At 71.9% G+C, this 26444-nt stretch carries 23 protein-coding genes and 1 pseudogene; 12 read left to right on the plus strand and 12 right to left on the minus strand.

Features of this window, described 5'->3' with window-relative positions; genetic code table 11:
* The 7 genes and pseudogenes from ACIBO1_RS23360 to ACIBO1_RS23390 form a co-directional block, all read right to left on the minus strand.
* Positions 1-148: pseudogene (locus ACIBO1_RS23360) on the minus strand (type I glutamate--ammonia ligase); the annotation flags it as partial.
* 165 nt (positions 149-313) lie between these two features.
* Positions 314-1486 (minus strand): non-hydrolyzing UDP-N-acetylglucosamine 2-epimerase, encoded by a 1173-nt coding sequence (gene wecB, locus ACIBO1_RS23365; protein ID WP_396749961.1) that lies wholly within the window; start codon positions 1484-1486, stop codon positions 314-316.
* A 3-nt stretch (positions 1487-1489) separates the two neighbouring features.
* On the minus strand, positions 1490-2347 hold the full coding sequence (locus tag ACIBO1_RS23370) for a choice-of-anchor P family protein (protein ID WP_396749963.1): 858 nt from the start codon (positions 2345-2347) through the stop codon (positions 1490-1492).
* Positions 2335-3942, minus strand: coding sequence for a glycosyltransferase family 2 protein (locus tag ACIBO1_RS23375; RefSeq protein ID WP_396749965.1), 1608 nt, complete (start codon positions 3940-3942; stop codon positions 2335-2337). Before ACIBO1_RS23375 ends, ACIBO1_RS23370 begins: the two co-directional genes overlap by 13 nt.
* On the minus strand, positions 3932-4486 hold the full coding sequence (locus tag ACIBO1_RS23380; RefSeq protein ID WP_396749967.1) for a hypothetical protein: 555 nt from the start codon (positions 4484-4486) through the stop codon (positions 3932-3934). The genes ACIBO1_RS23375 and ACIBO1_RS23380 overlap by 11 nt, the downstream gene beginning before the upstream one ends.
* Positions 4483-4626: a hypothetical protein gene (locus ACIBO1_RS23385; RefSeq protein ID WP_350697117.1), complete on the minus strand. Its 144-nt coding sequence runs from the start codon at positions 4624-4626 to the stop codon at positions 4483-4485. The genes ACIBO1_RS23380 and ACIBO1_RS23385 overlap by 4 nt, the downstream gene beginning before the upstream one ends.
* 289 nt (positions 4627-4915) lie before the next feature.
* The gene (locus ACIBO1_RS23390; protein ID WP_396749969.1) at positions 4916-5974 is read right to left on the minus strand and encodes a GDP-mannose 4,6-dehydratase; all 1059 of its coding nucleotides are present in this window, start codon (positions 5972-5974) and stop codon (positions 4916-4918) included.
* A gap of 233 nt (positions 5975-6207) precedes the next feature.
* Here ACIBO1_RS23390 and ACIBO1_RS23395 point away from each other — a divergent pair, with 233 nt between their 5' ends.
* The 11 genes from ACIBO1_RS23395 to ACIBO1_RS23445 are packed head-to-tail and all read left to right on the plus strand — an operon-like array spanning position 6208 to position 19238.
* A complete protein-coding gene (locus ACIBO1_RS23395) occupies positions 6208-7245 on the plus strand; it encodes a sugar transferase (RefSeq protein WP_396749971.1) in 1038 nt (345 codons plus the stop codon).
* Complete coding sequence (locus ACIBO1_RS23400) at positions 7238-8797, plus strand: lipopolysaccharide biosynthesis protein (protein WP_396749973.1); 1560 nt, start codon at positions 7238-7240, stop codon at positions 8795-8797. The genes ACIBO1_RS23395 and ACIBO1_RS23400 overlap by 8 nt, the downstream gene beginning before the upstream one ends.
* Positions 8794-9642, plus strand: coding sequence for a class I SAM-dependent methyltransferase (locus ACIBO1_RS23405; RefSeq protein WP_396749975.1), 849 nt, complete (start codon positions 8794-8796; stop codon positions 9640-9642). Before ACIBO1_RS23400 ends, ACIBO1_RS23405 begins: the two co-directional genes overlap by 4 nt.
* Positions 9642-10496, plus strand: coding sequence for a class I SAM-dependent methyltransferase (locus ACIBO1_RS23410; protein WP_396749977.1), 855 nt, complete (start codon positions 9642-9644; stop codon positions 10494-10496). The genes ACIBO1_RS23405 and ACIBO1_RS23410 overlap by 1 nt, the downstream gene beginning before the upstream one ends.
* Positions 10493-11830, plus strand: a complete 1338-nt coding sequence (locus ACIBO1_RS23415; protein ID WP_396749979.1) for a glycosyltransferase family 2 protein — start codon at positions 10493-10495, stop codon at positions 11828-11830. Before ACIBO1_RS23410 ends, ACIBO1_RS23415 begins: the two co-directional genes overlap by 4 nt.
* Positions 11823-12983: a glycosyltransferase gene (locus ACIBO1_RS23420; protein WP_396749981.1), complete on the plus strand. Its 1161-nt coding sequence runs from the start codon at positions 11823-11825 to the stop codon at positions 12981-12983. Before ACIBO1_RS23415 ends, ACIBO1_RS23420 begins: the two co-directional genes overlap by 8 nt.
* Positions 12980-14281 carry an O-antigen ligase family protein gene (locus ACIBO1_RS23425; protein ID WP_396749983.1) on the plus strand — a complete coding sequence of 434 codons (1302 nt, stop codon included), beginning with the start codon at positions 12980-12982 and terminating at the stop codon, positions 14279-14281. Before ACIBO1_RS23420 ends, ACIBO1_RS23425 begins: the two co-directional genes overlap by 4 nt.
* On the plus strand, positions 14281-15222 hold the full coding sequence (locus ACIBO1_RS23430) for a glycosyltransferase family 2 protein (RefSeq protein WP_396749985.1): 942 nt from the start codon (positions 14281-14283) through the stop codon (positions 15220-15222). The genes ACIBO1_RS23425 and ACIBO1_RS23430 overlap by 1 nt, the downstream gene beginning before the upstream one ends.
* A complete protein-coding gene (locus ACIBO1_RS23435; RefSeq protein ID WP_396749987.1) occupies positions 15222-16436 on the plus strand; it encodes a glycosyltransferase family 4 protein in 1215 nt (404 codons plus the stop codon). Before ACIBO1_RS23430 ends, ACIBO1_RS23435 begins: the two co-directional genes overlap by 1 nt.
* Positions 16436-18352: a hypothetical protein gene (locus ACIBO1_RS23440; RefSeq protein WP_396749989.1), complete on the plus strand. Its 1917-nt coding sequence runs from the start codon at positions 16436-16438 to the stop codon at positions 18350-18352. The genes ACIBO1_RS23435 and ACIBO1_RS23440 overlap by 1 nt, the downstream gene beginning before the upstream one ends.
* Before the next feature lie 31 nt (positions 18353-18383).
* Positions 18384-19238, plus strand: a complete 855-nt coding sequence (locus ACIBO1_RS23445; RefSeq protein WP_396749991.1) for a TylF/MycF family methyltransferase — start codon at positions 18384-18386, stop codon at positions 19236-19238.
* A gap of 5 nt (positions 19239-19243) precedes the next feature.
* On the opposite strand, the gene ACIBO1_RS23450 is transcribed toward ACIBO1_RS23445, so the two are convergent.
* The gene (locus tag ACIBO1_RS23450) at positions 19244-20278 is read right to left on the minus strand and encodes an LCP family protein (protein WP_396749993.1); all 1035 of its coding nucleotides are present in this window, start codon (positions 20276-20278) and stop codon (positions 19244-19246) included.
* Between the two features lie 393 nt (positions 20279-20671).
* Between ACIBO1_RS23450 and ACIBO1_RS23455 the strand changes: the two genes are divergently transcribed.
* Positions 20672-21679, plus strand: a complete 1008-nt coding sequence (locus ACIBO1_RS23455; protein WP_396749995.1) for a hypothetical protein — start codon at positions 20672-20674, stop codon at positions 21677-21679.
* A 51-nt stretch (positions 21680-21730) separates the two neighbouring features.
* Here the strand turns inward: ACIBO1_RS23455 and ACIBO1_RS23460 are convergent, their stop codons facing one another.
* Genes ACIBO1_RS23460 through ACIBO1_RS23475 form a run of 4 tightly spaced genes read right to left on the minus strand, consistent with a single transcriptional unit; the run spans position 21731 to position 26415 of the window.
* Complete coding sequence (locus tag ACIBO1_RS23460; protein ID WP_396749997.1) at positions 21731-22573, minus strand: carbohydrate ABC transporter permease; 843 nt, start codon at positions 22571-22573, stop codon at positions 21731-21733.
* Positions 22563-23510 carry a carbohydrate ABC transporter permease gene (locus ACIBO1_RS23465; RefSeq protein WP_396749999.1) on the minus strand — a complete coding sequence of 316 codons (948 nt, stop codon included), beginning with the start codon at positions 23508-23510 and terminating at the stop codon, positions 22563-22565. Before ACIBO1_RS23465 ends, ACIBO1_RS23460 begins: the two co-directional genes overlap by 11 nt.
* 8 nt (positions 23511-23518) lie before the next feature.
* Positions 23519-24799, minus strand: a complete 1281-nt coding sequence (locus ACIBO1_RS23470) for an ABC transporter substrate-binding protein (RefSeq protein WP_396750001.1) — start codon at positions 24797-24799, stop codon at positions 23519-23521.
* 20 nt (positions 24800-24819) lie between these two features.
* Positions 24820-26415: an FAD-dependent oxidoreductase gene (locus ACIBO1_RS23475; RefSeq protein WP_396750153.1), complete on the minus strand. Its 1596-nt coding sequence runs from the start codon at positions 26413-26415 to the stop codon at positions 24820-24822.
* Between the last annotated feature and the right edge of the window lie 29 nt (positions 26416-26444).

The following is a 26444-nucleotide window of genomic DNA, read 5'->3' on the forward strand; positions in this document are numbered from 1 at the left end:
GACCATCAGTGAAGAAGTTGTCGTCGACAGACTCCACCGGCAGATTGAAATGCTGCATCACACCGGGCAGGTCACAGAAACGTACGTCGACGAACGTCACGTCCTCGGTCGCCAGATAGCGCGGAAGCTCCTGAGGATCGGTGAACACGGAGCCCTCCCTCGTCCGGACATCGGCCAGCGCGGCGGCCTGACCTGCACGGTCGGCGAGCCATGACCTGACGGTACGACGACGCGCGGCTTCGCGTCGGCCATCCGCCCGGCTTCGCTCCGGCCGATCACGACGTCGCCGAGCCCGTCGTCCGGGCGGGACGACTCAGACCGGGGTCACGCGCGGCACGGCGGCCGGGGGCCGGCGGCGCGGGTACGGTGCGTCCGGCAGACCCAGCAGGGCGGTGATCGCCCGCCCGCAGCGCCGGGCCGCGTGGCCGTCGCCGAAGGCCAGGCTCTCCGTGCTCGGCGTCGGGTGGTCGAGCCGGTCCCGCACCGCGCGGACGATCCGGTCGGGGTCGGTGCCGACCAGGTCACCCAGGCGCTGCGTGACGATCTCCGGCCGTTCGGTCGCGGCCCGGGTCACCACGACGGGTACGCCGAGGCTGGCGGCCTCCTCCTGCAGGCCGCCGGAGTCGGTGACGACCACCCGGGCGGCGCGGAGCAGACCGATCATGTCGGGGTAGGGGAGCGGGTGCAGCAGGCGGACGTTCGGCGCACCCTCGACCCCGGCCCGGACCTGTGCGGCCAGGCGTGGGTTCGGATGGGTGATGAGCGCCAGCTCGACGTCGGAGTGTGTCGCGGTGACCCGGGTCAGCGCGCGCAGCACCCGGCTGATCCCGGTGCCCCAGTTCTCCCGTCGGTGCGCGGTCGCCACGATCAGTCGGCGACGCGGGTCCACCCAGGACGGTACGTGGGCCAGGCCCTCCCGCAGCAGCGTGTGCACCGCGTCCACCACGGTGTTGCCGGTGACCACGACGCGGTCGGCGGGTACGCCCTCGGCCAGCAGGTTGTCCCGTGCCGTGGTGGTCGGGGCCAGGTGCAGCGCGGCGAACCGGGCGAGCATGGCCCGGTTGGCCTCCTCGGGGAAGGGCTGTGCGAGGTCGTGGCTGCGCAGGCCGGCTTCCAGATGGATCACCGGTATCCGGTTCCAGAAGGCCACCAGCCCGCCGACCAGCGCGGTGGTGGTGTCCCCGTGCACCACCACCGCGTCCGGCCGGTGGAGGGAGAACAGACCCTCCACGGCGGTGCTCAACCCGGCAGCGAGTTCGGCGAGCGTGCCGGTGTCACGGGCGACGCTCAGGGTGGTGGCGGCGTGGAGCCGGAACGGCGCCAACGCCTCGTCCACCCGGCCGGGTTGCTGGCCGGTGTCGACCACCGTCACCGCCAGGCGTGGGTCGTGACAGAGCAGGCGTACCACTGGCGCGATCTTGACACCCTCGGGACGGGTACCGGCCAGGACCATGATCTGGCGGGGCCCCACTCTGTCACGACCCATCGGTCAGCTCCGGCGCGCGGCGCGACGGCGGTGCAGGAAGAAGCCGCCGGTGCTGGCGACGACCGCGCCGAGACCGAGGGCGACCGGAGCGCCGGCCAGCGGGATCACCGGGATGGGCGGCGCTACGGCGTTGACGCCGCAGCTGGAGGAGCCGATGACCACCGAGGCGAGCGCGCCGCCCAGGGCGGACAGGTCCAGGGCGGTGACCGTCAGTTGCCCGGTCGTCGAGCTGGTCTGGCCGTTCAGGGTCAGGTTCAGCAGCCCCGGAACGCTCAACCCGGTGTTGGGCGCCGGGTTGGCGGGCAGGCTCAGCAGCGTCGTCGGGATGCCCAGCAGGGTCGAGACGATGCGTGCGTTGACCAGGGTCGCCGAGCCGGTCGCCGACGGGCTGCTGGTCGCGGTGCACTCGGAGTAGATGGCGTCCGCTACGAGGCTGATCGTGGCGAGCCCGTTGGCGCCCAGGTTGAGGGTCACCTCGGAGCCGGGGGTCACGATGCACGAGCCGCCGGCCCCGATGGTGATGGCGCCACCGGCGCCGAGCACGCCGGCACAGGCGGCGGAGGTGCCGTCGTTGTAGGCGCGCACGGACTGTCCGAGCACACCGGCGGTGATGACCGTCTGACCGCCGAGCACCGCCAGCGGCGGGTTCGTGTTGCCCGAGATCGACTCGGTGGTGCCGTCGTTGGTGGCGCTCGCGGTGCCGGAGCTCGCCAGACCGCCTCCGACGAGGCTGATCTGCAGTGCGGAGGCGCTGGACTGCGAGGTGTCGGCCATCGCTGGTGACGCGACGGCCAGGGCCATCACCAGACCGCCGGCGATCGCCGTCGCAGCCCGGGCGACGCCGGACCTTACCTTGTGCATGTGAGATCTCTCTTTCTGTATCTGACGGTGACGTCGGGGCGGTCGAGCGGGGTGGGCTGCACCGGGGGTTGCGGCACGGAGACCGTGCCGCGCGGGCGGTAGTGCGGGCGCCGAACGGTGGCGGTGCCGGGAACAGTGGCCCTGCCCGTCACGGTGGCCCTGCCGGTGGCCGTGGCCGTGGCCGTGGCGGTGGCCGTGGTGCTGCCGGTGGCGGTAGGGGTGACAGTGGTGGTGACGTGTGCCGGTGGGGCGGGCACGTCGTCGGGGGCCGGAGTCCGATCGGCGTTCCGGGCGGTCTTCTGCCACTCCGAGCGGGAGGTGAGCATGCGGGCGAAGGCGAACCAGACGGCCACCGACTGGACGTAGCTGTAGACCCAGTGGCTGACCCCGAGGCCGATCGCGGCGGAGACGGACAGGTGCGGTTCGGAGCGGTTGCGGTAGACCAGACCCCAGATCGCGAAGGGCAGGACCCCGAAGACCACGATCAGCGGCAGTACGCCCCAACCACCCGCCGTCCACCAGCCCGTCAGGCCGCCCGGTGTGCGCGACACGTACCAGCCGAGGACGGCGAGGCAGCCGAGATAGACCGGGGTGCCGAGGAGTTGGAACCACGGTGCCGCGAGGAAGTGGGCGATCTCCAGCGTGGCCGAGTTGCTGATCCGCCGGGACTGGAGGATGGCGGCGAGATAGCGACCGCACTGCATCGAGCCCTGGGCCCACCGGGTCCGTTGGCGGATCAGGGGCCGGATCCTGGTCAGCGCCTCCTGGGCGACCCAGCTCTCCGCGCAGTACTCGGTGCGGCTGCCCTGGAGCAGGATGTGCAGGCCGAGTTCGAAGTCCTCCAGCAGGGCGCCGTGCCAGGGCGTGCCGTGTTCGGCGGCGAGCTGCTTGAGCAGCGACACCCGGGTGAACTGGCCGTTGCCGCCCATCGCCACGCTCGCGGTGTAGCGACGCAGCGACTGCATCGCGGCGATCGGCGCCCGGAACTCCATGTCCTGCAGGCGGACCAGCAGCCGGGCCAGCCGGCCCAGTCCGGTGGTCGACCGGGCGCACTGGATCATGCGGACCTCGACCTGCACGGCGGCGACCGTGGCGGTGCCGAAGTAGCGCGGGCCGGCGAGCGCGGAACGGCAGCGGGGGTCCAGGTAGCTGTCGGCGTCGAGGACCCCGAGGATGATCCGCTCCGGGTCGGCGTCCGCCGGCAGGTGCCGTTCGATCGTCTGCCAGGCGGCGTTCAGCGCGGCTCCCTTGCCCTGGACGGCGTCGGGCAGCCGGCGGGAGACGACCCGGATCCGGGGATCGGCGGCGAAGGTGTGCAGGACCGCGTCGGTGCCGTCGTCGGACGCGTCGTCGACGCACCAGACGGTGACGTCCGGCAGGTCACGCAGCAACCGGTGCAGGGTGTCGGCGATGACGCTGGCCTCGTTGCGGCACGGGATGACGATGTGCCAGTCGAAGCCGGTGTGGTCGCCGCCGTGCGAGCGCTGGGTCCGCAGGTGCAGCACCAGGATGCTCAGCACGTACGCGCAGAAGTAGACGCAGAGCAGGAACGCCGCCGTGTTCAGGACGGCCAGGGACTGGATCTCAACGGGCACCTGCGGACCTCCGTACCCGGCCGCCGCGCCCCACCAGGAAGAGGAAGACGATGGCGACGGCGATCAGCCCGACGGTGCTGATCGCCGAGCCGATCAGGACGTGGCTGCGCTGGTAGCCGACCTCGAATCCCCACAGCCGCATCGACGCGACGACGGCGGCGAGGCGCATCTGGTTGACCACCACGAGCAGCCCGACGGCCAGCGCCACCGCGACCAGACCCCGGACCAGGGTCACCCGCCGGAAGCCGACCAGCAACGCGGCCAGCACGAACGGCGGGATCAACAACAGCGCCACCGAGCACCCGGTGGAGACCAGGAAGCCGACCCAGCGCTGGTCCAGCGGGAAGATGACGGCCGCGCCGATGGAGTCGGTGTCGGCCAGCCCGATCGCGGCGACGAGCCGCGCGTTCAGCCACGCCTCGACCACCGCCACGTCGTGCCACCGCTTCAGCAGCAGGGCGCCCAGGGCCACGCCGCAGACTGCGCCGAGCGATGCCTGCAACCAACTCGCCACGGTGGACCGGGTGGTCGGCTTCTCGCTCATCTGGGCCGGCTCACGAAGGTGGCGAGCCACAGGGCGGCACCGAGCAGGATCAGTCCGATCCCCACGAGCAGCCAGGACTGAATCGCCACTCCGGTCGTCGCGAGCCCTCCGCCGATCGCCGGACCTTTCGTCGGGTACATCCGCCCTCACCTCTCCGTTGGAACGCTGCCCCTAAGCGGGCCAAAGCGAACATATCGGACACGGGAGTGCGGAGCGGATTTTCCTTCAACGTGATGGAAGTTCGCGACAGGGCCGGGCCGGCGGGGTGCGCGAAGCGGCCCGTCACGCGGTGTGTGGCGGCTGCGTCGAGGCAGCGCGAAGCGCCCGGCCACCGGCCTGCCGGTCGGGGCTGCGCGAACGCGAGCCGACCGGCCCGGCCGGGTGCCGGGCGCTACGAGATGACGAAGATCGGTGGGGTGGTGCGGTGGGTCAGTGGCCGACGCCCACCGGCTGGCCCTGACGCGGCTGGTAGGTGCGCTGGGCGCCGCCGGTGCGCCGCCGTCGGGCCTCCCGCACGGTCAACTGCACCCCCTCGGTCAGCCCGATGGTCGGACGCCAGCCCAGTTGGGCGAGGGCCTTGCTGCTGTCCAGCGCCATCCGGCGTACCTCCTGGGGGTGCGGGTGCGGCGCGTAGTGCGGATCGCAATCCACCCCGACCACCGAACACACCAGCTCGAAGAGGTCATTGACGCTGGTCTCCCGGCCGGTGGCGATGTTGAGCAGCCCGGCGCCCGGATAGTGGCAGGCGCGGGCCACCGCGTCGGCCACGTCCGCGATGTGCACGTAGTCGCGGGTCTGCTCGCCGTCGCCGTAGATGGTGGGCGGATGGCCGTCCAGCAGCGCCTCGGTCATCAGGGCCACCACGCTGGTGCCGCCACCGGACGGGCGTGGGCCGTAGACGTTGCCGAAGGCCAGCGCGGTGTACGCCATCCCGTGCTCGCGCCGGTACCAGTCCAGGTAGCAGACCCCGACCGCCTTGCTGATGCCGTACGGGCTGGTGGCCGCCAGTGGGCGGTCCTCCCGGATCGGCAGCGCGTCCGAGGAGACGGTGCCGTAGATCGCGCTGCTCGCCGCGTGCACGAACAGCCGGACTCCGCTCTGGGCGCAGGCGTCCAGCACGTTGATCGTGCCGAAGGTGTTCACGTCGGCGTCGAACAGTGGCGACTCCCGGGCGGCCTGGAGGCTGCCCTGGCCGGCGAGGTGCACCACCACCTCGGGCTTCCATTCGTGGATCACGTCGACTGCCTCGGCGGTGCGGATGTCACCCCGCAGGACATCCGACTGCGACAGCCCGCCGTACGCGGCGTCGGCGAGGTTCTCGACCCGACCGGTCGAGAAGTCGTCGAGCACTTTGACGTGGATGCCCATCAGCATCAGGCGTGCGACGACGTGACTTCCGATGAATCCGGCTCCACCGGTCACCAGTACGCGATTGGGAACCGAGCTGCCTTGCGCGGATGGCTCGGCTCCGTTCGGCGGAACTTCCATCGTGACTCCTTGGCGACGGGGTGGTCAGTTCTGCGGGCATCGGCGGTGTGACCAGCCAATTCCCTGCGGTGAGTAGGAACATTCTGACATATCAGCCTCAAAGGTATGTCGATTACCATAAACGAAAAAGCTTTGTTTTGCGGCAAATGAACTGTTTATGCCGCTGAATCGTTCATAGTGCTGTCGAGGGCATTCAGGGGAGCGCTCTGCCGCGTGGCGAGGAGGCAAGCCACATGGAGAAACCGTCGGTCGCCGTACCGTTCGACGAGAATCTGCGAACGGTGGCCCCGGAGCCGGTACGCCGACACGGTCGTGAGTTCCTGCTCAACGGTCACCGGCGCGGCTCGGGACAGCAGACGGCGGTACCGGCACGCGGTCGCGTCCGTGCGTTGGTGATCGAACCGGTGGAGACCCCCGCGCGACCGGACCGACTCAACGACGAGTTCGACGTCGTCCTCCGGCTGCCCGTACCCGCCGACGTCGAGCAGCTCACCGCGGTGCTCCGACGCCTGCGGCCCAAGCTGTTGCTGCTCAAGAACTCGCTGGACAGCATCGACGAGCCGATCGTGGCCGCCTGCCAGCAACTGGACGTGGAGATCCTGGTGCTGGCGCGGCCGGTCTACGGACTGCTGCCCACGCCCAGCCTCCGGCGTTTCGGCGGGCTGCCCTGGATCCGGCTCCGGTCGGGACCACACCGTCGCACCGGCGAACGCGTCAAGCGCTACCTCGACCTCGGCGTCATCGCGCTCAGCGCGATCCTGGTGCTCCCGCTGATCCTTGCCATCACCGTGGTCGTGTCCTTCACCGGACCGCCGTTCTATCGCCAGCAACGCGTCGGCGCGGGTGGACGGCTGTTCTCCATGGTCAAGTTCCGCACCATGCGACCCGGGGCGGAACGCGAGACCGGGCCGGTGCTCGCCCAACCGGACGACCCCCGGATCACCCGCGTCGGCCGCCTGCTGCGGCGTAGCCGGTTGGACGAACTCCCGCAACTGTGGAACGTCGTACGCGGGGACATGAGCCTGGTGGGTCCCCGCCCGGAGCGGCCCGAGTTCATCGCCGAGTGCCGGCAGTTGCCGCACTACGACCTGCGCCACCTGGTCCGGCCCGGACTCACCGGGCTCGCCCAGCTCACCGGTGGCTACGCCGCCACGGTCGAGGAGAAGCTGCGCTGCGACCTGCTCTACCTCAACTGCCGATCGCTGCGGGTGGACCTGACCCTGCTGGCGCTGACCGCCCTGGAGCTGATCCGGGGATTCCCCCGTGGCTAGCCCCGCCGGCACGGTCGGCGCGCGGCTGACCCGCAACACGCTGAGCATGCTGGGCGCCCGGATCATCATGGCGCTGGCCGGCCTGGTCTCGCTGCCCGTCGTCTATCAGCACCTCGGGCCGGAGGCGTTCGGCGTCTGGGTGCTGCTGACCGGGCTGCTCGCCATCGCCGCCCTGTTCGACCTCGGCCTCGGCTCCGCGCTGGTCCGGGAGGTGGCGGCGGCGGAGACCGAGGCCGGTGGCGCCGACGTTCTGCGTCGACTGCTCGGTCTCGGGCTGACCTGGGGGCTCGTGCTGGGCGGGCTCACCTTCGCCGCCCTCGCCGCCGGGTGGCCGTGGATCGCCCAACTGCTGCGACTCGGCGAGCTGACCCGCGACGCGTGGCACGCCACCGGGTGGCTGCTGCTCGGCGTGGTGGCCGGCGGGGTGGAACTGCCCTGGCGCGCGGTCCTCGAAGGCGTCCAGCGCTACGGCGCACTCGCCCTGGTGAACGCGGTGACAGCGGTCCTCGGCGCGGTGCTCACGATCGCGGTGGTCCGGCTCGGCGGCGGACTGGTCGCGCTCGCCGCAGCCGCCGCGTCCACCGGCGCGATCCGCACGATCCTGCTCGCCGCCGCGGCGTACCACCGGCACCGCGACCTGACGCCCCGCTGGGGCCGCCTGGCCGGACCCGACCTGCGCCGGGTCGGCGGGTACGGCCTGCGGGTCCAGGTCTCCAGCGGTGCCGCCGCGGTCAACGTGGAACTCGACCGGCTGGTGCTCGGCGGGTTCTTCGGCCCGGCGGTCGCCGGTGACGCCGACCTCGGCGCCCGCCTGCTCAACCTGCTGCGCCTGCCGCCCGGCTTCGCGTTGCTGGTGCTCTTCCCCGCTGCGGTGCGGCGTTCGGTCACCGGCGGGCGGGCCTGGCTCGACGCCTTCTACCTGACCACCGTGCGGCACCTGGCCGTGTTCCTCGCCCCGGCGGCGGCGGCGCTGATGGTCAGCGCCGACCCGCTGGTGCGGCTCTGGCTCGGACACCCGGTCTCCTGGGCCGGGGCGACCATCGCCATCCTGGCTCCGGCGTACGCCCTCAACCTGATCATGGGTGCGGCCACCATCGTCGCCCGGGTCGAGGGTCGGCCCGGTCTCGAGACCCGCTACGTGCTGCTGTCGGTCGCCCTCAACGTGGCGCTGACCGTACCGCTGCTGATGCTCGCCGGACCGCTCGGCGTGCCGACCGCGACGGCGCTGGCGGTGGTGCTCGCCACCGGGTACTTCCTGGCCCACTTCCACCGGGCCACCGCACGTCCGATCCGGCCGGTGCTGCGCACGCTCTGGCCGCCGATCGCCGCCGCCGTCGCGGCGGGCCTCGTCACGGCCGCCCTGGTCGGATCCCTGCCGGACGGCCCGGGACGGCTCGGGGCGGCGCTCGCCGTGACCACCCGCGCGGGCCTGACGCTGACGCTCGCCGCCGCGCTGCTCGTCGGCTGCGGATACCTCAGCACCGACGAGCGAGCCCGGCTGCGGTCGCTGGCCCGGCGGGCCCGCACGCTGACCCCGGGAGTACGCCGATGAGCCTCGACGTCCGCCCCACCGCCTGCCTCACCTGCGGCGACGGCCAACCGCACCGGGACGACCTCGGCGGCGTCGTGCGCCGCTGCACCGGCTGCGGGCTCGGCTGGACCGTGCCCGACCCGCACGCCGCCCCGGCCCGCTACGACCTGGACTACTTCACCGGCGGTGGTTACGAGGACTACTTCCTGACCGCGCCCCGCCGGTTCGAGGCGGGGCGGCGGTTGCGGTGGTTGTCGTCGGTGGTGCGGCCGTCGGTGTTGGTGGAGGCGGGGTGTGCGGGGGGTTATTTCCTGGAGGCGGCGCGGGGTGCCGGTTTCACGGTGACCGGGGTGGAGGTGTCGCGGGTGGCGGCGGCGTTTGCCGTGGATCACCTGGGTGTGCCGGTGCGGCAGGGGTATTTCGAGCAGGTCGCGCCGTCGTTGCGGGCGGATGTGGTGTGTGCGTGGCATGTGTTGGAGCACGTGGACGATCCGCGTCGGTTCCTGCGGGCGGCGCGGGACGTGTTGACGCCGGGTGGGTGGCTGGCGTTGGAGGTGCCCAACATCGCCTCACCCGCCGCGACCCGTCTCGGCCACCGCTGGCCCGGCCTGCAACCGGAGTACCACCCCTGGCACTTCACCCCGACCTCGTTGACCCGACTGCTGACCGCCACCGGCTTCGAGGTGGTCCGGCAGGACACCACGGTCTTCCGGTTCTACATGCCCGTCGCATACCGGATGCGACACGCGCGGCGGCTGCTGCCGCCGGACCTGATCAACCTGCGCTCGCCCCGCCTGACCCATCGGTGGCGGGGAGACCTCCTGCGGGTGATCGCCCGCAGACCGCGAGACGGACGGAACGGCTGATGAAGCTCAGAGACGACGAACTGACCACCTGCGCGCTGTGCGGCCGGGACGGCCGGGCCGCCCCGGCGCTGGACGGCGTGCTGCGCCGCTGCACCGACTGCGGCTTCCTGTGGACCGCCGGCCCCGCCGTGCCCCCCGACGAGCTGTACGACGAGGCGTACTACCTGACCGACGGCTACCAGGACTACTTCGCGTCCAGCCGGCAGCGCCGGTTCGAGGCGGGGCGGCGGTTGCGGTGGTTGTCGTCGGTGGTGCGGCCGTCGGTGTTGGTGGAGGCGGGGTGTGCGGGGGGTTATTTCCTGGAGGCGGCGCGGGGTGCCGGTTTCACGGTGACCGGGGTGGAGGTGTCGCGGGTGGCGGCGGCGTTTGCCGTGGATCACCTGGGTGTGCCGGTGCGGCAGGGGTATTTCGAGCAGGTCGCGCCGTCGTTGCGGGCGGATGTGGTGTGTGCGTGGCATGTGTTGGAGCACGTGGACGATCCGCGTCGGTTCCTGCGGGCGGCGCGGGACGTGTTGACGCCGGGTGGGTGGCTGGCGTTGGAGGTGCCCAACATCGCCTCGGCCGCCGCCAACCGCCTCGGTCACCAGTGGCCGGCGGTGGCGCCCGAGTACCACCGCTGGCACTTCACCCCGGCCACGCTGACCCGGATGCTCCGCCAGACCGGCTTCGAGGTCGTCTCGTACGACACCATCTTCTCCCGGTTCTACTGGCGACCGATGGCGCGCCTGCGGCAGGCGCGGGACCTGCTGGTCGCCGACGTCGCCGCCAGCCGCTCGCCCCGGATGCGCCACCCGCTCCTCGGTGACCTGCTGCGCGTCTTCGCCCGCCGCGACGCCACGGGGGTGACCCGATGAGCCCCGAGCACCAGGACGCGCCGCCGTCGCTGTCCATTCTGTTGATCAGTTGGAACACCCGGGAGCAGACCCGGCAGTGTCTGGAGTCGCTGGCCGCGACCGTGCCACCCGACCTCGACTACGAGGTGGTGGCGGTGGACAACGCCTCCCGTGACGGTTCGGCCGACCTGCTCGCCCGCTCGCCCCGCGTACGCCTGATCCGCAACGCCCGCAACGTCGGCTTCGCCGCCGCCGTCAACCAGGCGTACCGGAAGGCGCGCGGTGAGCTGATCCTGCTGCTCAACAGCGACGTCGCCTTCCACCCCGGCGCACTGTCCACCATGGTGTCGTTCCTGCGGGACCGGCCCGAGGCGGCCGGCGTCAGCCCGCTCTATCTCAACCCGGACGGCACCTTCCAGCAGCACTACGTGCAGCAGCCCAGCTTCGCCGCGGCACTGGCCCTGGTCACCGCGCTGCGTCGGGTCCCCGGGTTCCGGCAGGCGCTGCACACCTTCCAGATGCGCGGCCAGGACTTCAGCCGGCCCCGACGGCTGGCCTCGGGCAGTTGCATGCTGCTGCGCCGCGCGGCGCTGCCCGCGCACCACATCTTCGACGAACGGTTCCCGGTCTACTGGAACGACGCCATCCTCGCCCGGCAACTCGACCGGGCCGGTCAGCAGCTCTGGATGATCCCGGACGCCGTGGTGACCCACGTCCGCGGCGCCTCCTGCCGGCTGCTCGGCCCGGCCATCCGCTTCCGTCACCTGCTCGGCAGCATGGTCGGCTACCTGCGGCTGACCCAACCCGGCCACCGGATCGCGCTGTTCCGGCTGGTCGTCCTGATCGACCACGCGGTCAAACGGATCTGCGGACGCAACGTCCAGCTCACCCTCGCCGACCTGCGGGCCGCCCTGCGGGGTGACGTCGGCCCGCTGCCCGACGGCGACATCCGGGACTGGCTGATCGTGTTCACCCGGACCCCCTCCACGCCGGAGGCCGACCAGGCGGTGATCACCGAGTCGCTGCTCGACGACCCGGACCGGCGTCTGCTGCTGGTCGACCCGCCGGCACCCCGCCCACGCTGGCGCAGCCGGATCACCCCCATCGACGACACCGCCTGGCACCTCACCCCGCCCACGCCGCTGCCCTTCGGCGCGCGGCTGCGGACCGCCGACACGGTCAACCGGCGCTTCGCCGCTGCTGCCGTCCGGCGCTGGCTGGACCGCCAGGCCGGTGCCCGGCTGCTCCGGCTCGACGACGACACCGCCCGACCGGTGCTCGGCCGCGTCGGCGAGGACGAGGTGCTGCCGGCCGTCCGCCGGGTGCCGGTCAGACAGCGGGCCGGCCATGACTGACCTGGACAGCCGGGAATCCCGGACGGCCCCGCCCGACGCGGCGGGGACCGCCGCCGACTGGGTGGTCTACTTCAGCGCGACGCCCTGGCACGGTGGCGCACACCGGCAACACGCCCTGGCCCGGCAGCTCGCCACCGGATACCGGGTGCTGTTCGTCGACCCGCCGGGGCTCCGGGTCCGCTTCGGCACCACCGTGCGCCGGGTCGAGCCCGCCGTCTGGCACGCCGTGGCGCCCACCCCGGCCCCGTTCGGCCGGCACCTTCCGGTGGCCAACGCGGTCAACCGGCGGGTGGCGGTGGCCGCGCTGCGGCGCTGGCTGCGCGACGACCCGGCCGGCGTACGGCTGGTCTGGCTGGACGAGGACCTGGCCGCGCCCTGCGCCGACCGGCTCGACGCCGACGCCGTGGTCTACGACGCGACCGACCTGGACTGGACCTTCACCCGCCGGTGGAACCGACGCCACCTGCGCCGCAGCCTCGACCGTGCGGTCGCCGCCGCCGACCTGGTGCTGGCCTCCTCGACCGCGCTACCGACCCGGATGCCGACCGGCCGGCGCGCGCCGGTGGTGCTGCCCAACGCCTGCGACCCGGAGCACTTCGCCCCGCAGGGACCGACCGTGCCCCGCCCGGTCGCGCCGTCCCGACCGTTGATCGGGTACTGCGGAGCCGTCGACACCCGGGCCTTCGACGCCGAGCTGGTCGCCACCGTCGCCCGGGCCCACCCCGACTGGACGTTCCTGCTGATCGGCCCGAGCACCCCCGCCGGCCGGGCACCCCTGGCCGGGCTGGCCAACGTGCTGCTCACCGGCCCGATCCCGTACGCCGACCTGCCGGCGACGCTGCGCACCTGCGACGTGACGGTGATCCCGTACCGGATCGGCGGCCTGGTGGACTACGTGCACCCGAAGAAATGCTACGAGTACCTGGCGCTCGGCAAGCCGGTGGTCGCGACACCGCTGCCGGCGCTGACCACGCTGACCGAGGTGGTCCGCCTCGCCGCCGGGCCCGAGGCCTTCGCCACCGCGATCGCCGCCGCGCTGACCGAGGCGACCGCCCCGGTCCAGGTCGCCCGCCGCCGCGCGGCGGCCACCGCGAACAGCTGGACCGCCCGGGGAGAGCACCTGCACCGACTGCTCGCGGGGCTGGCCCGGTGAACCGGGTCGTGGTCGGGGCGGGCGTGACCACCGCCGGTGCCGCGCTCGGCACCGTCGTCTCGATGGCCACCATGCTGCCCGGGATCATGGCGGTGGCCGCCACCGGCGCGCTGGTGTTCCTCGCCGTCTTCCTGATCTGGCCGTGGACCGTGCTGCCGGTCGGGATCGTCGGCGGTGCGGTGGCCGGCGGACTGGTCGGCGGGGGAGACGTCCGCACGTACGTGGCCGCGCACCTGCTGCTGCTGGCCGTCGGCGCGACCGCCCTGCTGATCCGCTACGCCCTCGGCGTCGGCCGAGGCGGCCGACGGACCCCCGCCGACACCGGGATGCTGGTGGTGATCGGGCTGACCGTCGCCGCCGCCTGCTACGGCCTCGCCATCGGCAACCTGCCCACCGAGGTCGTCGTCGCCGGATACCAGATCGCCATCCTCCCGCTCTATTTCTTCCTGGCCACGCACACCCTCACCACGGATCGCCGGCTGATCGCCGCCGGGCTGCTCTACGTCGGCGTCGTGGCGGTCCTGGCCGCCATCTCGATGACCGTCCCCGGACGACACGGCGGGCTGCTCACCCTGCTCGCCGTCCCGCCCCTGATCTGGTACGCCGGACGGGCCCGGGGCTGGCGTCGGGTGGCCTCGGTGCTGCTCGCCGGCTTCTTCGCCATCGACGTGGTGCTCGCGTCGTACCGGGGGATCTGGCTCGCCGCCGCGGTGACCCTGATGATCATGCTGGTCTTCGGCGGCCGGGCGGTTCGCACCGGACTGGCCGCGACCGCCGCCACCGGCTGCGTCGTCGCCACCCTGCTGGCCCTCGATCCCGGCGTACGCGAGCGCGCGCAGGAGATCGCCACCGGGCTCGAACAGTCCGCCGGCTACCGCGCCTCGGAGTCCGTCGTCGGGTTGGATGTCTTCGCCCAGCGGCCGGTCCTCGGCGCCGGCCTCGGGCAGTCCACCACCGACGTCTACCTGGCCGACTTCGCCCTCACCGACGTCGGCCCGGTCTACCACGCCTTCTACGTCACGTTGCTGGCCAACGTCGGCCTGCTCGGGCTGGCCCTGGTGCTCTGGCCGGTGCTGCGCGGCATCCGGGGCGGACTCGTCGACCGGGACGGGGCGGCCCTGCCGTTCGCGGCCCTGTGCTGCGGCTTCCTCGGCGCGGCGGTGTTCGCCGCCCCCACCGACGGGCACTGGGAACTCGGGCTGCTGCCCGCGCTGGCGTTGCTGACCGTGCGCGAGCGCCGGAAACGAGATCCCGGACGGCTGCCGTCGCCCGCCCGGATCCCCGAGGCGGTGTCGTGATGGGCGAGGCGACGGCGATCGTGGTGACGTACAACTCGGCGGGGCAGATCGGTGCCGCGCTCACCGCGCTGCGGCAGGCCGGCCTGCCGGTCCGGCTGGTCGACAACGGCTCCACCGACCGCACCGTGGCGCTGGTCCGCGCGGACTTCCCCGAGGTCACGGTCGTGTCCGGCCAGGGCAACGTGGGCTTCGCCGCCGCCGTCAACCGGGCCGCCGCAGGTGTGCGCAGCGAGGTACTGCTGCTGGTCAACCCGGACTGTGTGGTGCCGCCGGAGACCGCGCGGGCCCTGGTCGGTGCGGTGCTCGGCCGCCCGGACGTCGGCATCGCCGGGCCACGGCTGCGCGACGCCACCGGCGGGGTGGCGGTCAGCGCCCATCCGTTCGAGACGCTCGGCACGGTGGTGGCCAGCCGGTTCGGCGGGCCGCTGGTGCCGGCACCGGTACGCCGTCGGCTCGGCGGACGACACCGGCGCGCGGCGTACGAGGCGTGCCTGCGCGGTGCCGAACCCACCCCGGTCGACTGGGTCTCGGGCGCGTGCCTCGCCGTACGCACCAGTCTCTTCACCGCCGTCGGCGGGCTCGACGAGGCGTACTTCATGTACTACGAGGACGAGGAGCTCTGCCTCCAGGCCCGCCGCCGGGGCGCCGAGGTGCTCTATCTGCCGTCGGTGGACGCGACCCACAGCGGCGGGGCGAGCAGCAGCGACCCGGCCTGGATCTGGCCCCACCTCTACCGCAGCATGCTGGTGTTCTTCAGCCGTCACCGACCCCGGTCCCGACGGGCCGTGCGGGCCGTCGTCCTGCTCCGGGCGCTGCTGGGAGTGGCCCTGGCCACCGTACGGCTGTCCCTGCAACCACGGGCCGGTGTCGCGCGGATGCGCGCCTGGACCCGGGTGGGCCGGATCGCGGTCACCCGTCTCCACATCGGAGGAAACCACTGATGCACGTACTCATCACGGTCGTCGGGGCGCGCACCGAGCACTGGATCGACCTGTTCGACTCGCTCTGCGAGCGCCCCGACCTGCGGCTCACCGTGCTGGCGGCCGACGTGTCGGCGACCACCCGCCGGGAGTTCGAGCGGCTGGGCCGGCGGCATCCCGGTTTCCGGGCGCACCTGCTGCCACATCGGCTCGGGGAGGGGCGGACCGGCCACATGGCGTCGGTCATGGTGCGCTTCGGCGGGCGGAGCGGACCGTCGGTGTCGCCGCCGCCGGACGTCGTGCACATCATCGGCGAGGCCGCGTACCTGTCCACCTGGCAGGTCCTGCGGATGTGCCGCCGGCACTGGCCGACGGCGCCGACGACCCTGTACGCCGCGCAGAACGTGGTGATCCGCTTCCCGATGCCGTTCCCGCTGCTGGAACGGTACGCGTACCGCCGGGTGGACACGATCCTGCCGATCACCCCGGCGGCGCGGCAGGTGCTGCGGGTCAAGGGTTACCGGGGCGCGACCACGACCGTTCCCCTGGGCGTGGACACCAGGATCTTCCGTCCCCGGCCCGAGCCGGAGACCGGCCGGCCCTTCACGGTCGGGTTCGTGGGCCGGTTCGAGGCGCACAAGGGTGTGTTGGACCTGCTGCGCGCGGCCGAACTCGTCGACTGCGACGTGGTGCTGGTCGGCGGGGGCAGCCTGGACGACGACGTCGACCGGGCCGCGCGCCGCCGCCCCGGACGGGTCCGCCGGTACGTCTGGACCGGCCACACCGAGCTGCCCGACCTGCTGGCGCAGATGAGCGTGCTGGTGCTGCCCGCGCTGGAGATCGTGCAGCGCAACGTGCTGCCGTGGGTCGGCATCCCGCTGCGCGAACAGTTCGGCCGGGTGCTGGTCGAGGCGATGGCCTGCGGCGTCCCGGTGGTCGGCAGCGACGTCGGCGAGATCCCGTACGTCGTCGGCGACGCCGGGCTCATCTTCCCCGCCGGGGACGTCTCCGCGCTCGCCGACCGGCTCGGCCGGCTACGCGACGACCCCGCGACGGCCCGCGAGCTGTCCGAGGCCGGTCTGCGCCGAGCGACCGGGGAGTTCGCCTGGGACCGGATCGCCGACCGGCTGGACCAGCTCTGGCGACAACTGCACGAGGAACGAATGTCTGTACCCGTCCCGGCGCGAGCCGGTCAGAAGGCCCGCGACGACGCGGACCGAGAGGTGGCCGCGTGATGCGTACCGTCGACTTGAACGACCTGCTGGACACCACCCGGCGGCGGATCGCCCTGCCGCTGCTCGGTCTGCTCGCCGGGCTGGCGGCGGCCCAGGCGGTGACGCCGTTGCTGCCGGCCCGCTACGAGGCGCACGCCTCCGTCCTGGTGGTGGCCGACACGCCCGAGGGCGACCGCCCGGCGGAGATGAGCCTCGCGCTCGCCCAGAACCTGGCACCCACCGTCGCCAAGCTGATCGGCTCGCGGGAGGTGGCCGTCGCCGCCGCCGGCCGCCTGGGTCTGCCCGAGGATGCGGTCGCCGGCAACGTGCACGGCACGTTCGAGCCCGGCCTCCAGATCGTCACGGTACGGGCCGACGCGGCCTCCGCCGGCCGGGCCGCCGCCATCGCGAACGCCGTCAGTCAGGCCATGGGCGAGCAGTTGGAACGCCTCAAGTTGGGCGGTGACACGGTGGTCACCACACGGGTGGTGGACACCGCGAGCGTGCCGACCGGACCCGCGTTCCCCAAGCCGCTGCTGAACAGCGCCCTGGGCGCGCTCGTCGGCCTGCTCGCCGGCTGGGGCGCGACGGTGCTGCGCGACCGCTTCGACCGCCGACTGCGCGACATCGCGCAGATGGAGTCGCGTCTCGGCCTGCCGGTCGTCGGCGCCCTTCCACACCTGCCGAAGCGGTTCGCCCGGCACCACGCCGCCGCGCTGTTCGCCCGCCGGGACATCGCGACCGCCACCCGGTCCACCGTCTCGGCGCTCACCGTGCTCACCACCTCGTCCCGACGTCGCCTGCTGGTCACCAGCGTGCACGGCGACGACAGTGCCACGCTGGTCAGCGCCCTGCTCGGGCTGGCCATGGCGGCCGAGCGGCGCAAGGTGACCGTGATCGACGCGGCGGTCCGGGACCCGGCCCTGGCCGGGCACTTCCCGGACGCCTCGTTCACCTGGCAGCAGGTACGGACCGGGCAGCACACGCCGACGCCGATGCCCGACCTGCCGACGCTGACCGTGCTGCCGACCGAGCCACGGGAGAGCCTGACCACCGTGCACGCCCGGGAACTCGGTCAGCTGCTCGACGTGCTGGCCGACACCGAGGACTGCGTGATCGTGCACGCCCCGCCGGTGCTGGCCGGGTGCGACACCGCGTCCCTGGCCGACCACGTCGACGGGGTGCTGCTCGTGGTGGCGGCCGGCCTCACGAACCTGACCGAGGCGACCCGGGCGGCACGGCTGGTGCGCCGTCTGAACCTGCCGCTGGCCGGCATCGTCGCCGTCGGGGCGATCGACCGGGTCGGCCAGCCCGGCGCCGACGAGGTGACACCGGCCCTGTCGGGCAACACGAGCCTGCGACCCGTGCGGCGGATGCCGTCGGGCGCGCACCGGGTCCGCGAGGTGGGCGGATTGCACCGGGCCCGGGAACTGCCGCCGGTGGCGTCCGCCGGTCCGTCGACGGCACCCGAGCCGGCCCGGCCCGGCCCGTCGCCCACCGGCGACCAGACCGTACCGGTCGAGGTGGTCACCGACGTGCGGCCGACGCCCGCCCGCGTCGACCACCTGACCCCGGCACCGCCGCGCGTCGACCACCTCACCCCCGCGCCGCCCCGGCAGTCCCACCAGGACGTCAAGGTCACGGCCCGCTGGCGCTCGGGGCCGCCCTCGCCGATCGACGACGTGGCGCCCTGGTCCACCCCGCTGGTCGCGGGCGGACGCGAGGCGGTGGGGTCGGCCCTGGGCCGTCCGTTGGCGCCGCGCGCGGAGACGTCCGGACGGGTCCACCGGTCCGCCGCGGCCCCGATCGAGCCGGCACCGTTGCGCCGCCCGGCGGATGCACCGGTCGCCCCGCAGTACGTCCGTGGCGAGCCGGTCTCCGATCTCGACCACCACCGACAGGCCACACCCGACGGTCCCCGTTGGCCGTCCAACTGAACCGCACCGAGTACCGATCAAGGAGTAACCGATGAGCGAGACGCTCACCCACCTGCCGTCCACTCTCAGCGACCCGCGGGCGATGTACTGCGACCTGCTGAAGAAGGCGCTGACCCGATACGTCTTCCAGGAGACGTGGATGCCGTACCAGCCCCGGGCGAGGTCACTGCACGGCCGGGTGTACGCCCGGTACAAGCACCTGCTGCAACGGCGCGGCCTGGAACTGGTGCTGAAGTTCCCGTTCGACGCCGACGCGCGGGCCAACGGCCGGGACTGGCCGCCGGAGGCGGACACGATGATCGGCCTGCGCCGGCTCGACAACCTGGAGCGGTGCCTGCGCGACGTGCTGGCGCAGGACGTACCGGGTGACCTGATCGAGACCGGGGTGTGGCGCGGCGGCGCGGTGATCTTCATGCGCGGCATGTTGCAGGCGTACGGCGACCAGAGCCGCTCGGTCTGGGTGGCGGACTCGTTCCGCGGCCTGCCCAAGCCGGAGGCGCACCGGGTCGAGGACGTCGAGGACGCGCTCTGGACGCAGCCGTTCCTCGCCGTCTCGCTCGACCAGGTCAAGAACAACTTCCGCCGGTACGGGCTCCTCGACGACCGGGTGCACTTCCTGCCCGGATGGTTCAAGGACACCCTGCCCACCGCGCCGGTCGATCGACTCTCGCTCATCCGGCTCGACGGCGACCTGTACGACTCGACCATGGTCGCGCTGCGCAGCCTCTATCCGAAGCTCTCCGTCGGCGGGTACGTCATCGTGGACGACTACCACGCGGTACGCGGCTGCAAGCAGGCGGTCGACGACTTCCGGGCCGAGCACGGCATCACCGACGAACTGCACCAGGTCGACTGGACCTGCCGGTACTGGCAGCGGACGAGGTGAACCGCTCAGTTCGGCGCTGACGTGGCGGACCGGCTCGCGAACCACTCGTCGAGCCGGTCCTCGCGTACCGCCGTGAACAGGGCGGCGGACAACTCCTCGTCCAGCAGCACCGACGAACCGGCCGGCGTGGTGAGGTCGGTGTCGGCGGCGGGAACGGTGACGAACCGCAGGGACGCCGCCGAGATCCGCCGGACCGCCAGCACCAGCTCGGTGAGGTCGAGTTCCCGGTCCACGGTCAACGACTCCGCCGTGGTGGTCAGCACCCGGTCCAGTCGGGCCGGATCGGTGAGCAGGCTCTCCGAGGTGACCTTCTCCACGATGGCCCGCACCACGAGCTGCTGGTTATGGATGCGACCGAAGTCGCCACCGGGCACGTGGTGCCGCTGCCGCATCAGGTCGTCGGTGTTGCGTCCGTCGAGCTGGTGGCAGCCGATCGACCACCGGGTCCCGGTGTCGGTGGAGAGCACCTCGTACGGCAGACACACCGTGATGCCGCCGATCGCGTCGACGATCTGCCGGACCGCGGCGAAGTTGGCCACCAGGACGCCGTCGATGGTCACGCCGGTGAGCCGGTGCACGGTCTCGGCCGCCAGGGAGGCCCCGCCGAACGCCAGCGCCGCGTTTATCTTGTTCTTGCCCCCGGCCCAGCTTCCCTCCCGCGCCGGCACGTCGACGTAGCTGTCCCGGGGGATCGACACCACCGTGGCGGCGTCCCGTGCGGCGTCCAGGTGCACCAGCATGATGGTGTCCGACCGCTGGCCCGGGTAGAGGCCCTGGTCCGGCTCTCCCTCCCGGGAGTCCGAGCCGAGCAGCAGCAGGTTCAACGGTCCCTCGGCCCACCGCTCGTCGTCGCGGGGAGCGGTGCCCCGGCCGAGGATGTCCTCCCGCTGTACCCGGCTCTCGTACCGGTGCTTGAGGCCGACGCCGAGCGTCACCAGCCCGGCGCAGGCGACGCCGAGCAGCGCGACCAGGGCGATCGTGGCCTTCTGCCACGTCGCGAGCCGTCGTCGGATGCTCGCCGGTGCGATGTCGTTCGTCATGTCGATCAGCGCTTTCTCGTCTCTGGTCCGCAGCTCGCGCCGGCGCGGCGACCGTCCGTCGGCCGCCCCGCGACAGACCGCGTGATCTATCAATTATCTCCTAAATGGTGCAAACAGGTGCAAAAGTGACGATGCTGCGGCCGGCGGCGGGATGAAGGGGCGGCCGGCGACGGTGGGGCGGTGCGTCGGGCGCTCCCGGACTCGCTGTGCTAATTCGTATTAGCGTCTTGACCGCCGGGTAACCACGCGCGCAGACTCATCGATCAAATGAACCGGTTCGGGGCGAGTATTCGCAGCGTATCGGCCGCTCGCCGTGGGTGACCGGCGTCCGCTGACCCGTCCCGTCCGGTCCCGTCCCCCTGCCCCCGTCGTCCATCCTGAACGGAGGGAACGATGACCCGTACCCCCGAGAGCCCCTTCACCCGACGCACGCTGCTGCGCGGTGTGGCGGCGGCCGGAGTCGCGAGCGCGACCACCGGCGTCGGCCTCGCCGTCACGTCCGCACCGGCCGCCGCCGCCCCCGCCGGTTTCCCCAACTACCGGTACGTCCGGGACGCGCTGCCGGCGTCGTTGCGTTACAACCCGACCCGCGAGTTCATCTTCCCGTGCGTCCGTGGCGTCTACGACAAGGTCAGCAACTACCTCGGCCGCTACTACCTCTACTACGCGCCGCACGACGCGCCGGGCGGCATCTGTCTCGCCTATGCCAACCGTCTCGAAGGTCCCTACACCGAGTACTCCGGCAACCCGGTCATCGACCGGGTGCTGCCGACCACGACGGTGAGCCACGTGTCGTCGCCGCACGTCGTGTGGGACGCCCCGACGCGGCAGTTCTACCTGTACTTCCACGGCGAGAACTTCACCACCCGGGTAGCTCGCTCCACCGACGGCGTCCGGTTCACCGACGAGACCCCGATCCTGTCGACCCGGCTGGTGCCGAACACCACCGAGACCTCGTACGCGCGGGTCTTCGAGCACTCGGTGGCCGGCAAGGGCAACCGGTACGTGATGGTCTTCATGGGCGCCCACACGATCGGACCCGGCACCCGGAAGATCTTCTGGGGCTGGTCGCCGAACGGTTGGAGCGGATGGCAGTTCGCGCCGAACCCGCTGGTGTCGCCCGCCGGTGACGGCCTCACCGACATCTCCGCGCCGCACCTGCTCAAGCGCAACGGCACGGCGTACCTGGCGTACCACGGCAACAACGGCAACATGTACCTCACCGAGGTCGGCAACAACTTCGACCGCGAGGTGCACCTGGGTGTCTTCCACCGGCCGATCGCCTCGGACAACGGCCGGGTGGCGTCACCGGCGTTCGGCACCGACGGCGGTGTGTCGTACATGCTCTACGAGGCCGGACCTCGGCTGAACGCCCGCATCTGCGTGGCCCGCGAGGTCTAGGGACGGCGTCGCCCGGTCCGGTGCGAGGACCGGACCGGGCGACGCCCTCTGTCAGCCCTTGAGGCCGGTGTGCGCCAGGCCCTCGACGAACTGCTTCTGCGCGATCACGAAGACCACCAGCACCGGCAGCGCCGTCATCGACGCCGCCGCGAGCTGCACGTCCCACATCGGACCGCCGTACACGTCGACGAACTGGGTCAGTGCCTGGGGCAGGGTGAACTTCTCCGGCGTGGAGAGGAACACGATCGGCTCCAGATAGAGGTTCCAGCTGTGCAGGAAGGTGAAGATGGCGACCGCGCCCAGCGCGGGCCGGGACAGCGGTAGCGCGATCCGCCAGAAGGTGGCGAACCGGCCCAACCCGTCGACCCGAGCCGCCTCCTCCAACTCCCCGGGCAGGGCGAGGAAGAACTGCCGCATGATGAACGTCGCCAGCACGCTCGGCGCGCCGAGGATCGGCACCAGGATCAGCGGCCAGTGTGTGTCGATCAGCCCGAGCTGGAAGAACATCTGGAACAACGGCACGATCGTCACCTCGCTCGGGATGAGCAACCCGGCGAGGACGACCAGGAACAACACGTTCTGGCCACGGAACCGGATCCGCGCGAAGGCGTACCCGGCCAGGGCCGCCACCGCCAGCGTGCCGACGGTGACCACCAGCGCGATGTAGAGGCTGTTGAGGTACTGCTGCCCGAACGGTTGCAGATCGAACACCCGCTGGTAGGCGTCCAGTCGGGGATCGACCGGCAACAGTTGCGGCGGGAAGGCGAAGATGTCGGCCACCGGCTTCAGCGACGAGGTGACCATCCACCAGGTCGGGAAGACGAACGGTACGGCCAGCACCAGCAGCGCCCCGTAGAGCACGAGCTTGGTCCGGGGCGACAGGTCACGACTCATGGAAGACCCACCTCTTGCGCATCTGCCACTGCGCCACGGTCAGCGCGAGGACGATGCCGAACAACACGATCGACAGGGTGGCGCCGTAGCCGAAGTGGTGGAACTGGAACGCCTGTTGGTACAGGTAGTAGACGAGCACGGTGGTCGAGGTGCCCGGACCGCCCTGGGTGAGCACCGCGATCTGCGCGAAGACCTGGAGCGAGCCGACCACCGTGATGATGGAGGTGAGCAGGATCGTCGGGCTGATCAGCGGCACGGTGATCCGCCAGAACTGACGCAGCCGGCTGGCGCCGTCCACCTCGGCCGCCTCGTACAGCTCGGCGGGTACGCCCTGGAGGGCGGCCAGGAACAGCACCATGTTCAGGCCGACGTTCTTGAACACCTGCACGACGACGACCGAGAACATGGCGCTGGCCTCGCCGCGCAACCAGTTGGGTCCGTCCACGCCGATCGTGTCGAGCAGGCCGTTGATGCCGCCGTTGTCCTGCAACAGGAAGCCCCAGACGATCGTCCAGGCGACCAGTGACACCACCACGGGGGAGAAGAACAGCGTGCGGAACACGATCGTGCCGCGCAGCTTCTGGTTGAGCATGACGGCCAACAGCAACGCCAGGGCCAGGTTGAACACCACCAGGCCGGCGGAGAACAGCCCGGTGGCCCGCAGCACCGAGCCGAGGTTCGGGTCGTCGGCGAGGGCCGCGTAGTTGTCGGTGCCGACGAAGTCGAACGTGCCGGCGAGCACGTTCCACTCGTGCAGGCTGTACCAGACGACGAGGACCAGCGGCAGGATCACGAAGAAGACGCTGCCGAGCAACTGCGGGGCGATGAACAGGTAACCGGTGAGGTGGTCGCGGCGGCGGCCGGTCCAGAACGGTCGGGCCCGGCCCGGGGTGGACCCGGCCGTGGCCGGGTCCACCCTGGTGTCCGTACGGGTCATCGTTGGCCTTACTTCGCCAGCAACGGCTGGATCTTGCCGCAGATCCCGTCCAGGACGGCCTTCACGTCCGCGTCGGCCTTCCACAGCGGGTCCAGACCGGCCCGGACCTGCTGGCTGATCTCGGCCTGCCCGGCGTGACTGGGCTTGACCACGCCGTTGGTGATCCCGTCGATGACGACCTTCTGCAACTGCTCGGGCTTGAGCTTCGGGTTCGTCTTGGCCAGCGTGTCGGCGGTCAACTGGGACTGGCGCGGCGGCGGGAAGAACTGGGCGAGCTTGGCGGAGTTGGTGGGGTTGGTGAGGAAGGCCAGGAAGTCGGCGGCGGCCTCGGCGTTCGGGCTGCGCTTGAGCACCCCGATGCCGGCCTGCCCGACCACCGCGTACGGCCCCTTCGGCCCGGCGGGCAGGGGGACCAGGTCCCAGGCGAACCCGCCGTCCTCCAGTAGCGAGGCGCGGGAGATCTGGGTGATGGTCATGGCGGCGTCACCGGCGAAGAAGTCCGCGGTGGTGCCCGGCCCGGGCAACGCCTTGTCGGTGAAGACGGCGCGGTGCAGCCGCGTCATCGCCTCGACCATCTCGGGTTCGGCGAAGCCGCACGTCCCGCCGTCCTCACTCCACGCCCGGGCGCCCCACCCGGTCCAGATGGTGGACAGGTTGCTCCAGTCCTTGTAGTCGAAGTCGCGGATCACCAGCCCGGCCTTGCCGGTCGCGGCCTGGGTGGCACCGGCCGCGCCGAAGGCGTTCTCCCAGGTCCACTGGTCGGCCTCGATCAGCTCGGCCGGGGTCCGCTGGTCGGCCTGCTTGAGCAGGTCGGTGTTGACGAAGACGCCGAACGGCGAGGTGGAGAAGGGGTACGCGTACAGCTTGCCGTCGTCCTGCCAGAGCTTGAGCGTGGCCGGCAGGATGTCGTCGTACTGGTAGCCGTCGGTCTTCTTGAGGGTCTCGTCCAGCGGCAGCAGCGCGCCGGAGGCGACGAAGTCGGGCGCCGAGTTCTCGAACACCCAGGCCAGGTCGGGGGCGTTGCCACCGGCGATCTGGGTGGTCAGCGCCGTGGTGTACGTGTCGAACGGCAGCGGATCGAAGGTGATCTGCGTGACGTCGGGGTTGTTCTGGCGGTACTCGTCGGCGATTTCGTTGAACAGGGCCAGATGCGCCTCGTTGGCCGACCAGACGGTGACCCGCAGGGTGGCCGGGCCGCTGTCCTGCGCCTCACCGCCGCCGCAGGCGGACATGGCGAGAACGCCGGTCAGCGCCGTGGCGACTACGCGTATTCCCTTTCCTGATCTCATCGTCTCTCCTCACCGGGGGGTCAGTAGCCCGCGATCTCCGGCCACCGGCGTTCGACGCCGGCAGCCGTGACGCGGTCGGTGAACTCGGCCAGCAGCCGGGGGGTGCCGCGGACCGCGCGCGGGGACTCGCCCCGCGCCAGACAGAAGTCGGCGAGCAGACCGGCGACCTCGCCGACGTTCCACTCGACCGGGTGCAGCCGGTAGCTGCCGTTGGTGACGTGCGTGGTGCCGATGTTCTTGCCGGCCGGCAGCAGGTTCTCCATCCGCTGCGGGATCAGCGCGCCGAGGGGGATCTCGAACGGGCAGGACCCGACGTCGATGTAGTTGTCGCCGCCGGTCGACGGGTGCAGGTCGATGCGGTACATCCCGACGCCGATCGAGTCGGGGTACCGCACGGCGCCGTGCGCGCCGCGTACCGCGAGGGAGAGGTCCTGCTCCACCACGGTGTACTCGGCCCGGATCCGGCGCGACTCCCGGATGTAGGGCGCCTGGGCCAGACCGGCCGGGTTGCCGGTCACGTCGCCGCGCAGCCGCAGCCCGGGGAAGCCGGTGCCGCCGTCGGGTCGCGGTGCCTCGGTCTGCAACCAGTAGAAGAGGGAGTACGACAACTCGCGTGCCTTGGCCAGGTGCCACGACGCGTTGGGCACGTCGATGACCGGGCCCTCGAAGTAGTCGATCATCGGCCAGTTGACCAGGGTGATGTCGCTGGCGTACGCACCGTCGACGAAGTTGCGCCGGGCGGCGATCCGACGGAACGTCCACAGGTTGCCGTCGCCGGGGTTGACGCGCTGGTCGGCGTTGACCAGCCACGGCTCGTCGTCCGGGTTCGGGGTGAAGCTGCGCTCCAGGATCTCCAGCGTGCGCGGGTTCGGCGAACGCCAGGACAGCAGCCGGTCACCCCAGAAGTCGGGCTTGTAGTCGCGCCAGAAGTCGTACCCGGCGGGCCGGTCGATGGTGTGATCCCCATCGACGTGGTCGATGGCGAAGCAGACCGACACGGCCTGCATGTTCATCGGCTGTGCCTCGGCCGGGGCGCTCGGCTCGCCGGTCTGCTCCCGCGACTCGAATCCGGTGACGTACTCGGTGCCGGTCAGCGGCAGCAGCTCGCCGGTCTCGGTGGCGTCCAGCACGTACGGCGCGGTGACGTCGATGCGGTCCTCGCGGTCCCGGTGCGCCAGCGTGACGCCGGTGACCCGGTCACCGTCGGTGGCCGCCGCCACCGGCCGGTACGGCTGGAGCACGGTCAACCGACCCGAGCCCCGGTACGGCGCGAGCATCTGCTCCAGCACGGCGACCGCCACCCGGGGCTCGTGGCAGAGCCGGCTGACCCAGCCGGCGCCCGGGTTCAGGTCGGTCCAGGAGCGGGAGCGTTCGGTCAGCGGGTAGTGCCGTCGGTAGTAGTCGCGGATGCCGGTGCGCAGCGCCCGGTAACTGGCGGTGGCGCCGAACTGCTCGATCCAGGAGTGCTCGTCGGGCGGGACGGCCTGGCTGGTGAGCTGCCCGCCGAGCCAGTCGAACTCCTCGGTCAGGATCACCGACCGGCCGGCCCGGGCCACGGCGAGCGCGGCGGCGACCCCGCCCAGTCCGCCGCCGACGATGAGGACGTCCGCACGCATCTGTGCCACTTGCTTCCTTCCAGTCGCGC

The organism is Micromonospora sp. NPDC049903 (assembly GCF_044460945.1).
Lineage (GTDB): Bacteria > Actinomycetota > Actinomycetes > Mycobacteriales > Micromonosporaceae > Micromonospora.

What these genes read in the sequence shown, in the direction of transcription:
- ACIBO1_RS23370 (WP_396749963.1), bottom strand. Translation starts at nt 2,347, where the DNA reads ATGCACAAGGTAAGGTCCGGCGTCGCCCGGGCTGCGACGGCGATCGCC.
- ACIBO1_RS23420 (WP_396749981.1), top strand. Translation starts at nt 11,823, where the DNA reads ATGACTGACCTGGACAGCCGGGAATCCCGGACGGCCCCGCCCGACGCG.
- wecB (WP_396749961.1), bottom strand. Translation starts at nt 1,486, where the DNA reads ATGGGTCGTGACAGAGTGGGGCCCCGCCAGATCATGGTCCTGGCCGGT.
- ACIBO1_RS23385 (WP_350697117.1), bottom strand. Translation starts at nt 4,626, where the DNA reads ATGTACCCGACGAAAGGTCCGGCGATCGGCGGAGGGCTCGCGACGACC.
- ACIBO1_RS23465 (WP_396749999.1), bottom strand. Translation starts at nt 23,510, where the DNA reads ATGACCCGTACGGACACCAGGGTGGACCCGGCCACGGCCGGGTCCACC.
- ACIBO1_RS23380 (WP_396749967.1), bottom strand. Translation starts at nt 4,486, where the DNA reads ATGAGCGAGAAGCCGACCACCCGGTCCACCGTGGCGAGTTGGTTGCAG.
- ACIBO1_RS23430 (WP_396749985.1), top strand. Translation starts at nt 14,281, where the DNA reads ATGGGCGAGGCGACGGCGATCGTGGTGACGTACAACTCGGCGGGGCAG.
- ACIBO1_RS23395 (WP_396749971.1), top strand. Translation starts at nt 6,208, where the DNA reads ATGGAGAAACCGTCGGTCGCCGTACCGTTCGACGAGAATCTGCGAACG.
- ACIBO1_RS23455 (WP_396749995.1), top strand. Translation starts at nt 20,672, where the DNA reads ATGACCCGTACCCCCGAGAGCCCCTTCACCCGACGCACGCTGCTGCGC.
- ACIBO1_RS23445 (WP_396749991.1), top strand. Translation starts at nt 18,384, where the DNA reads ATGAGCGAGACGCTCACCCACCTGCCGTCCACTCTCAGCGACCCGCGG.
- ACIBO1_RS23410 (WP_396749977.1), top strand. Translation starts at nt 9,642, where the DNA reads ATGAAGCTCAGAGACGACGAACTGACCACCTGCGCGCTGTGCGGCCGG.
- ACIBO1_RS23415 (WP_396749979.1), top strand. Translation starts at nt 10,493, where the DNA reads ATGAGCCCCGAGCACCAGGACGCGCCGCCGTCGCTGTCCATTCTGTTG.
- ACIBO1_RS23435 (WP_396749987.1), top strand. Translation starts at nt 15,222, where the DNA reads ATGCACGTACTCATCACGGTCGTCGGGGCGCGCACCGAGCACTGGATC.
- ACIBO1_RS23470 (WP_396750001.1), bottom strand. Translation starts at nt 24,799, where the DNA reads ATGAGATCAGGAAAGGGAATACGCGTAGTCGCCACGGCGCTGACCGGC.
- ACIBO1_RS23405 (WP_396749975.1), top strand. Translation starts at nt 8,794, where the DNA reads ATGAGCCTCGACGTCCGCCCCACCGCCTGCCTCACCTGCGGCGACGGC.
- ACIBO1_RS23390 (WP_396749969.1), bottom strand. Translation starts at nt 5,974, where the DNA reads ATGGAAGTTCCGCCGAACGGAGCCGAGCCATCCGCGCAAGGCAGCTCG.
- ACIBO1_RS23475 (WP_396750153.1), bottom strand. Translation starts at nt 26,415, where the DNA reads ATGCGTGCGGACGTCCTCATCGTCGGCGGCGGACTGGGCGGGGTCGCC.
- ACIBO1_RS23450 (WP_396749993.1), bottom strand. Translation starts at nt 20,278, where the DNA reads ATGACGAACGACATCGCACCGGCGAGCATCCGACGACGGCTCGCGACG.
- ACIBO1_RS23460 (WP_396749997.1), bottom strand. Translation starts at nt 22,573, where the DNA reads ATGAGTCGTGACCTGTCGCCCCGGACCAAGCTCGTGCTCTACGGGGCG.
- ACIBO1_RS23440 (WP_396749989.1), top strand. Translation starts at nt 16,436, where the DNA reads ATGCGTACCGTCGACTTGAACGACCTGCTGGACACCACCCGGCGGCGG.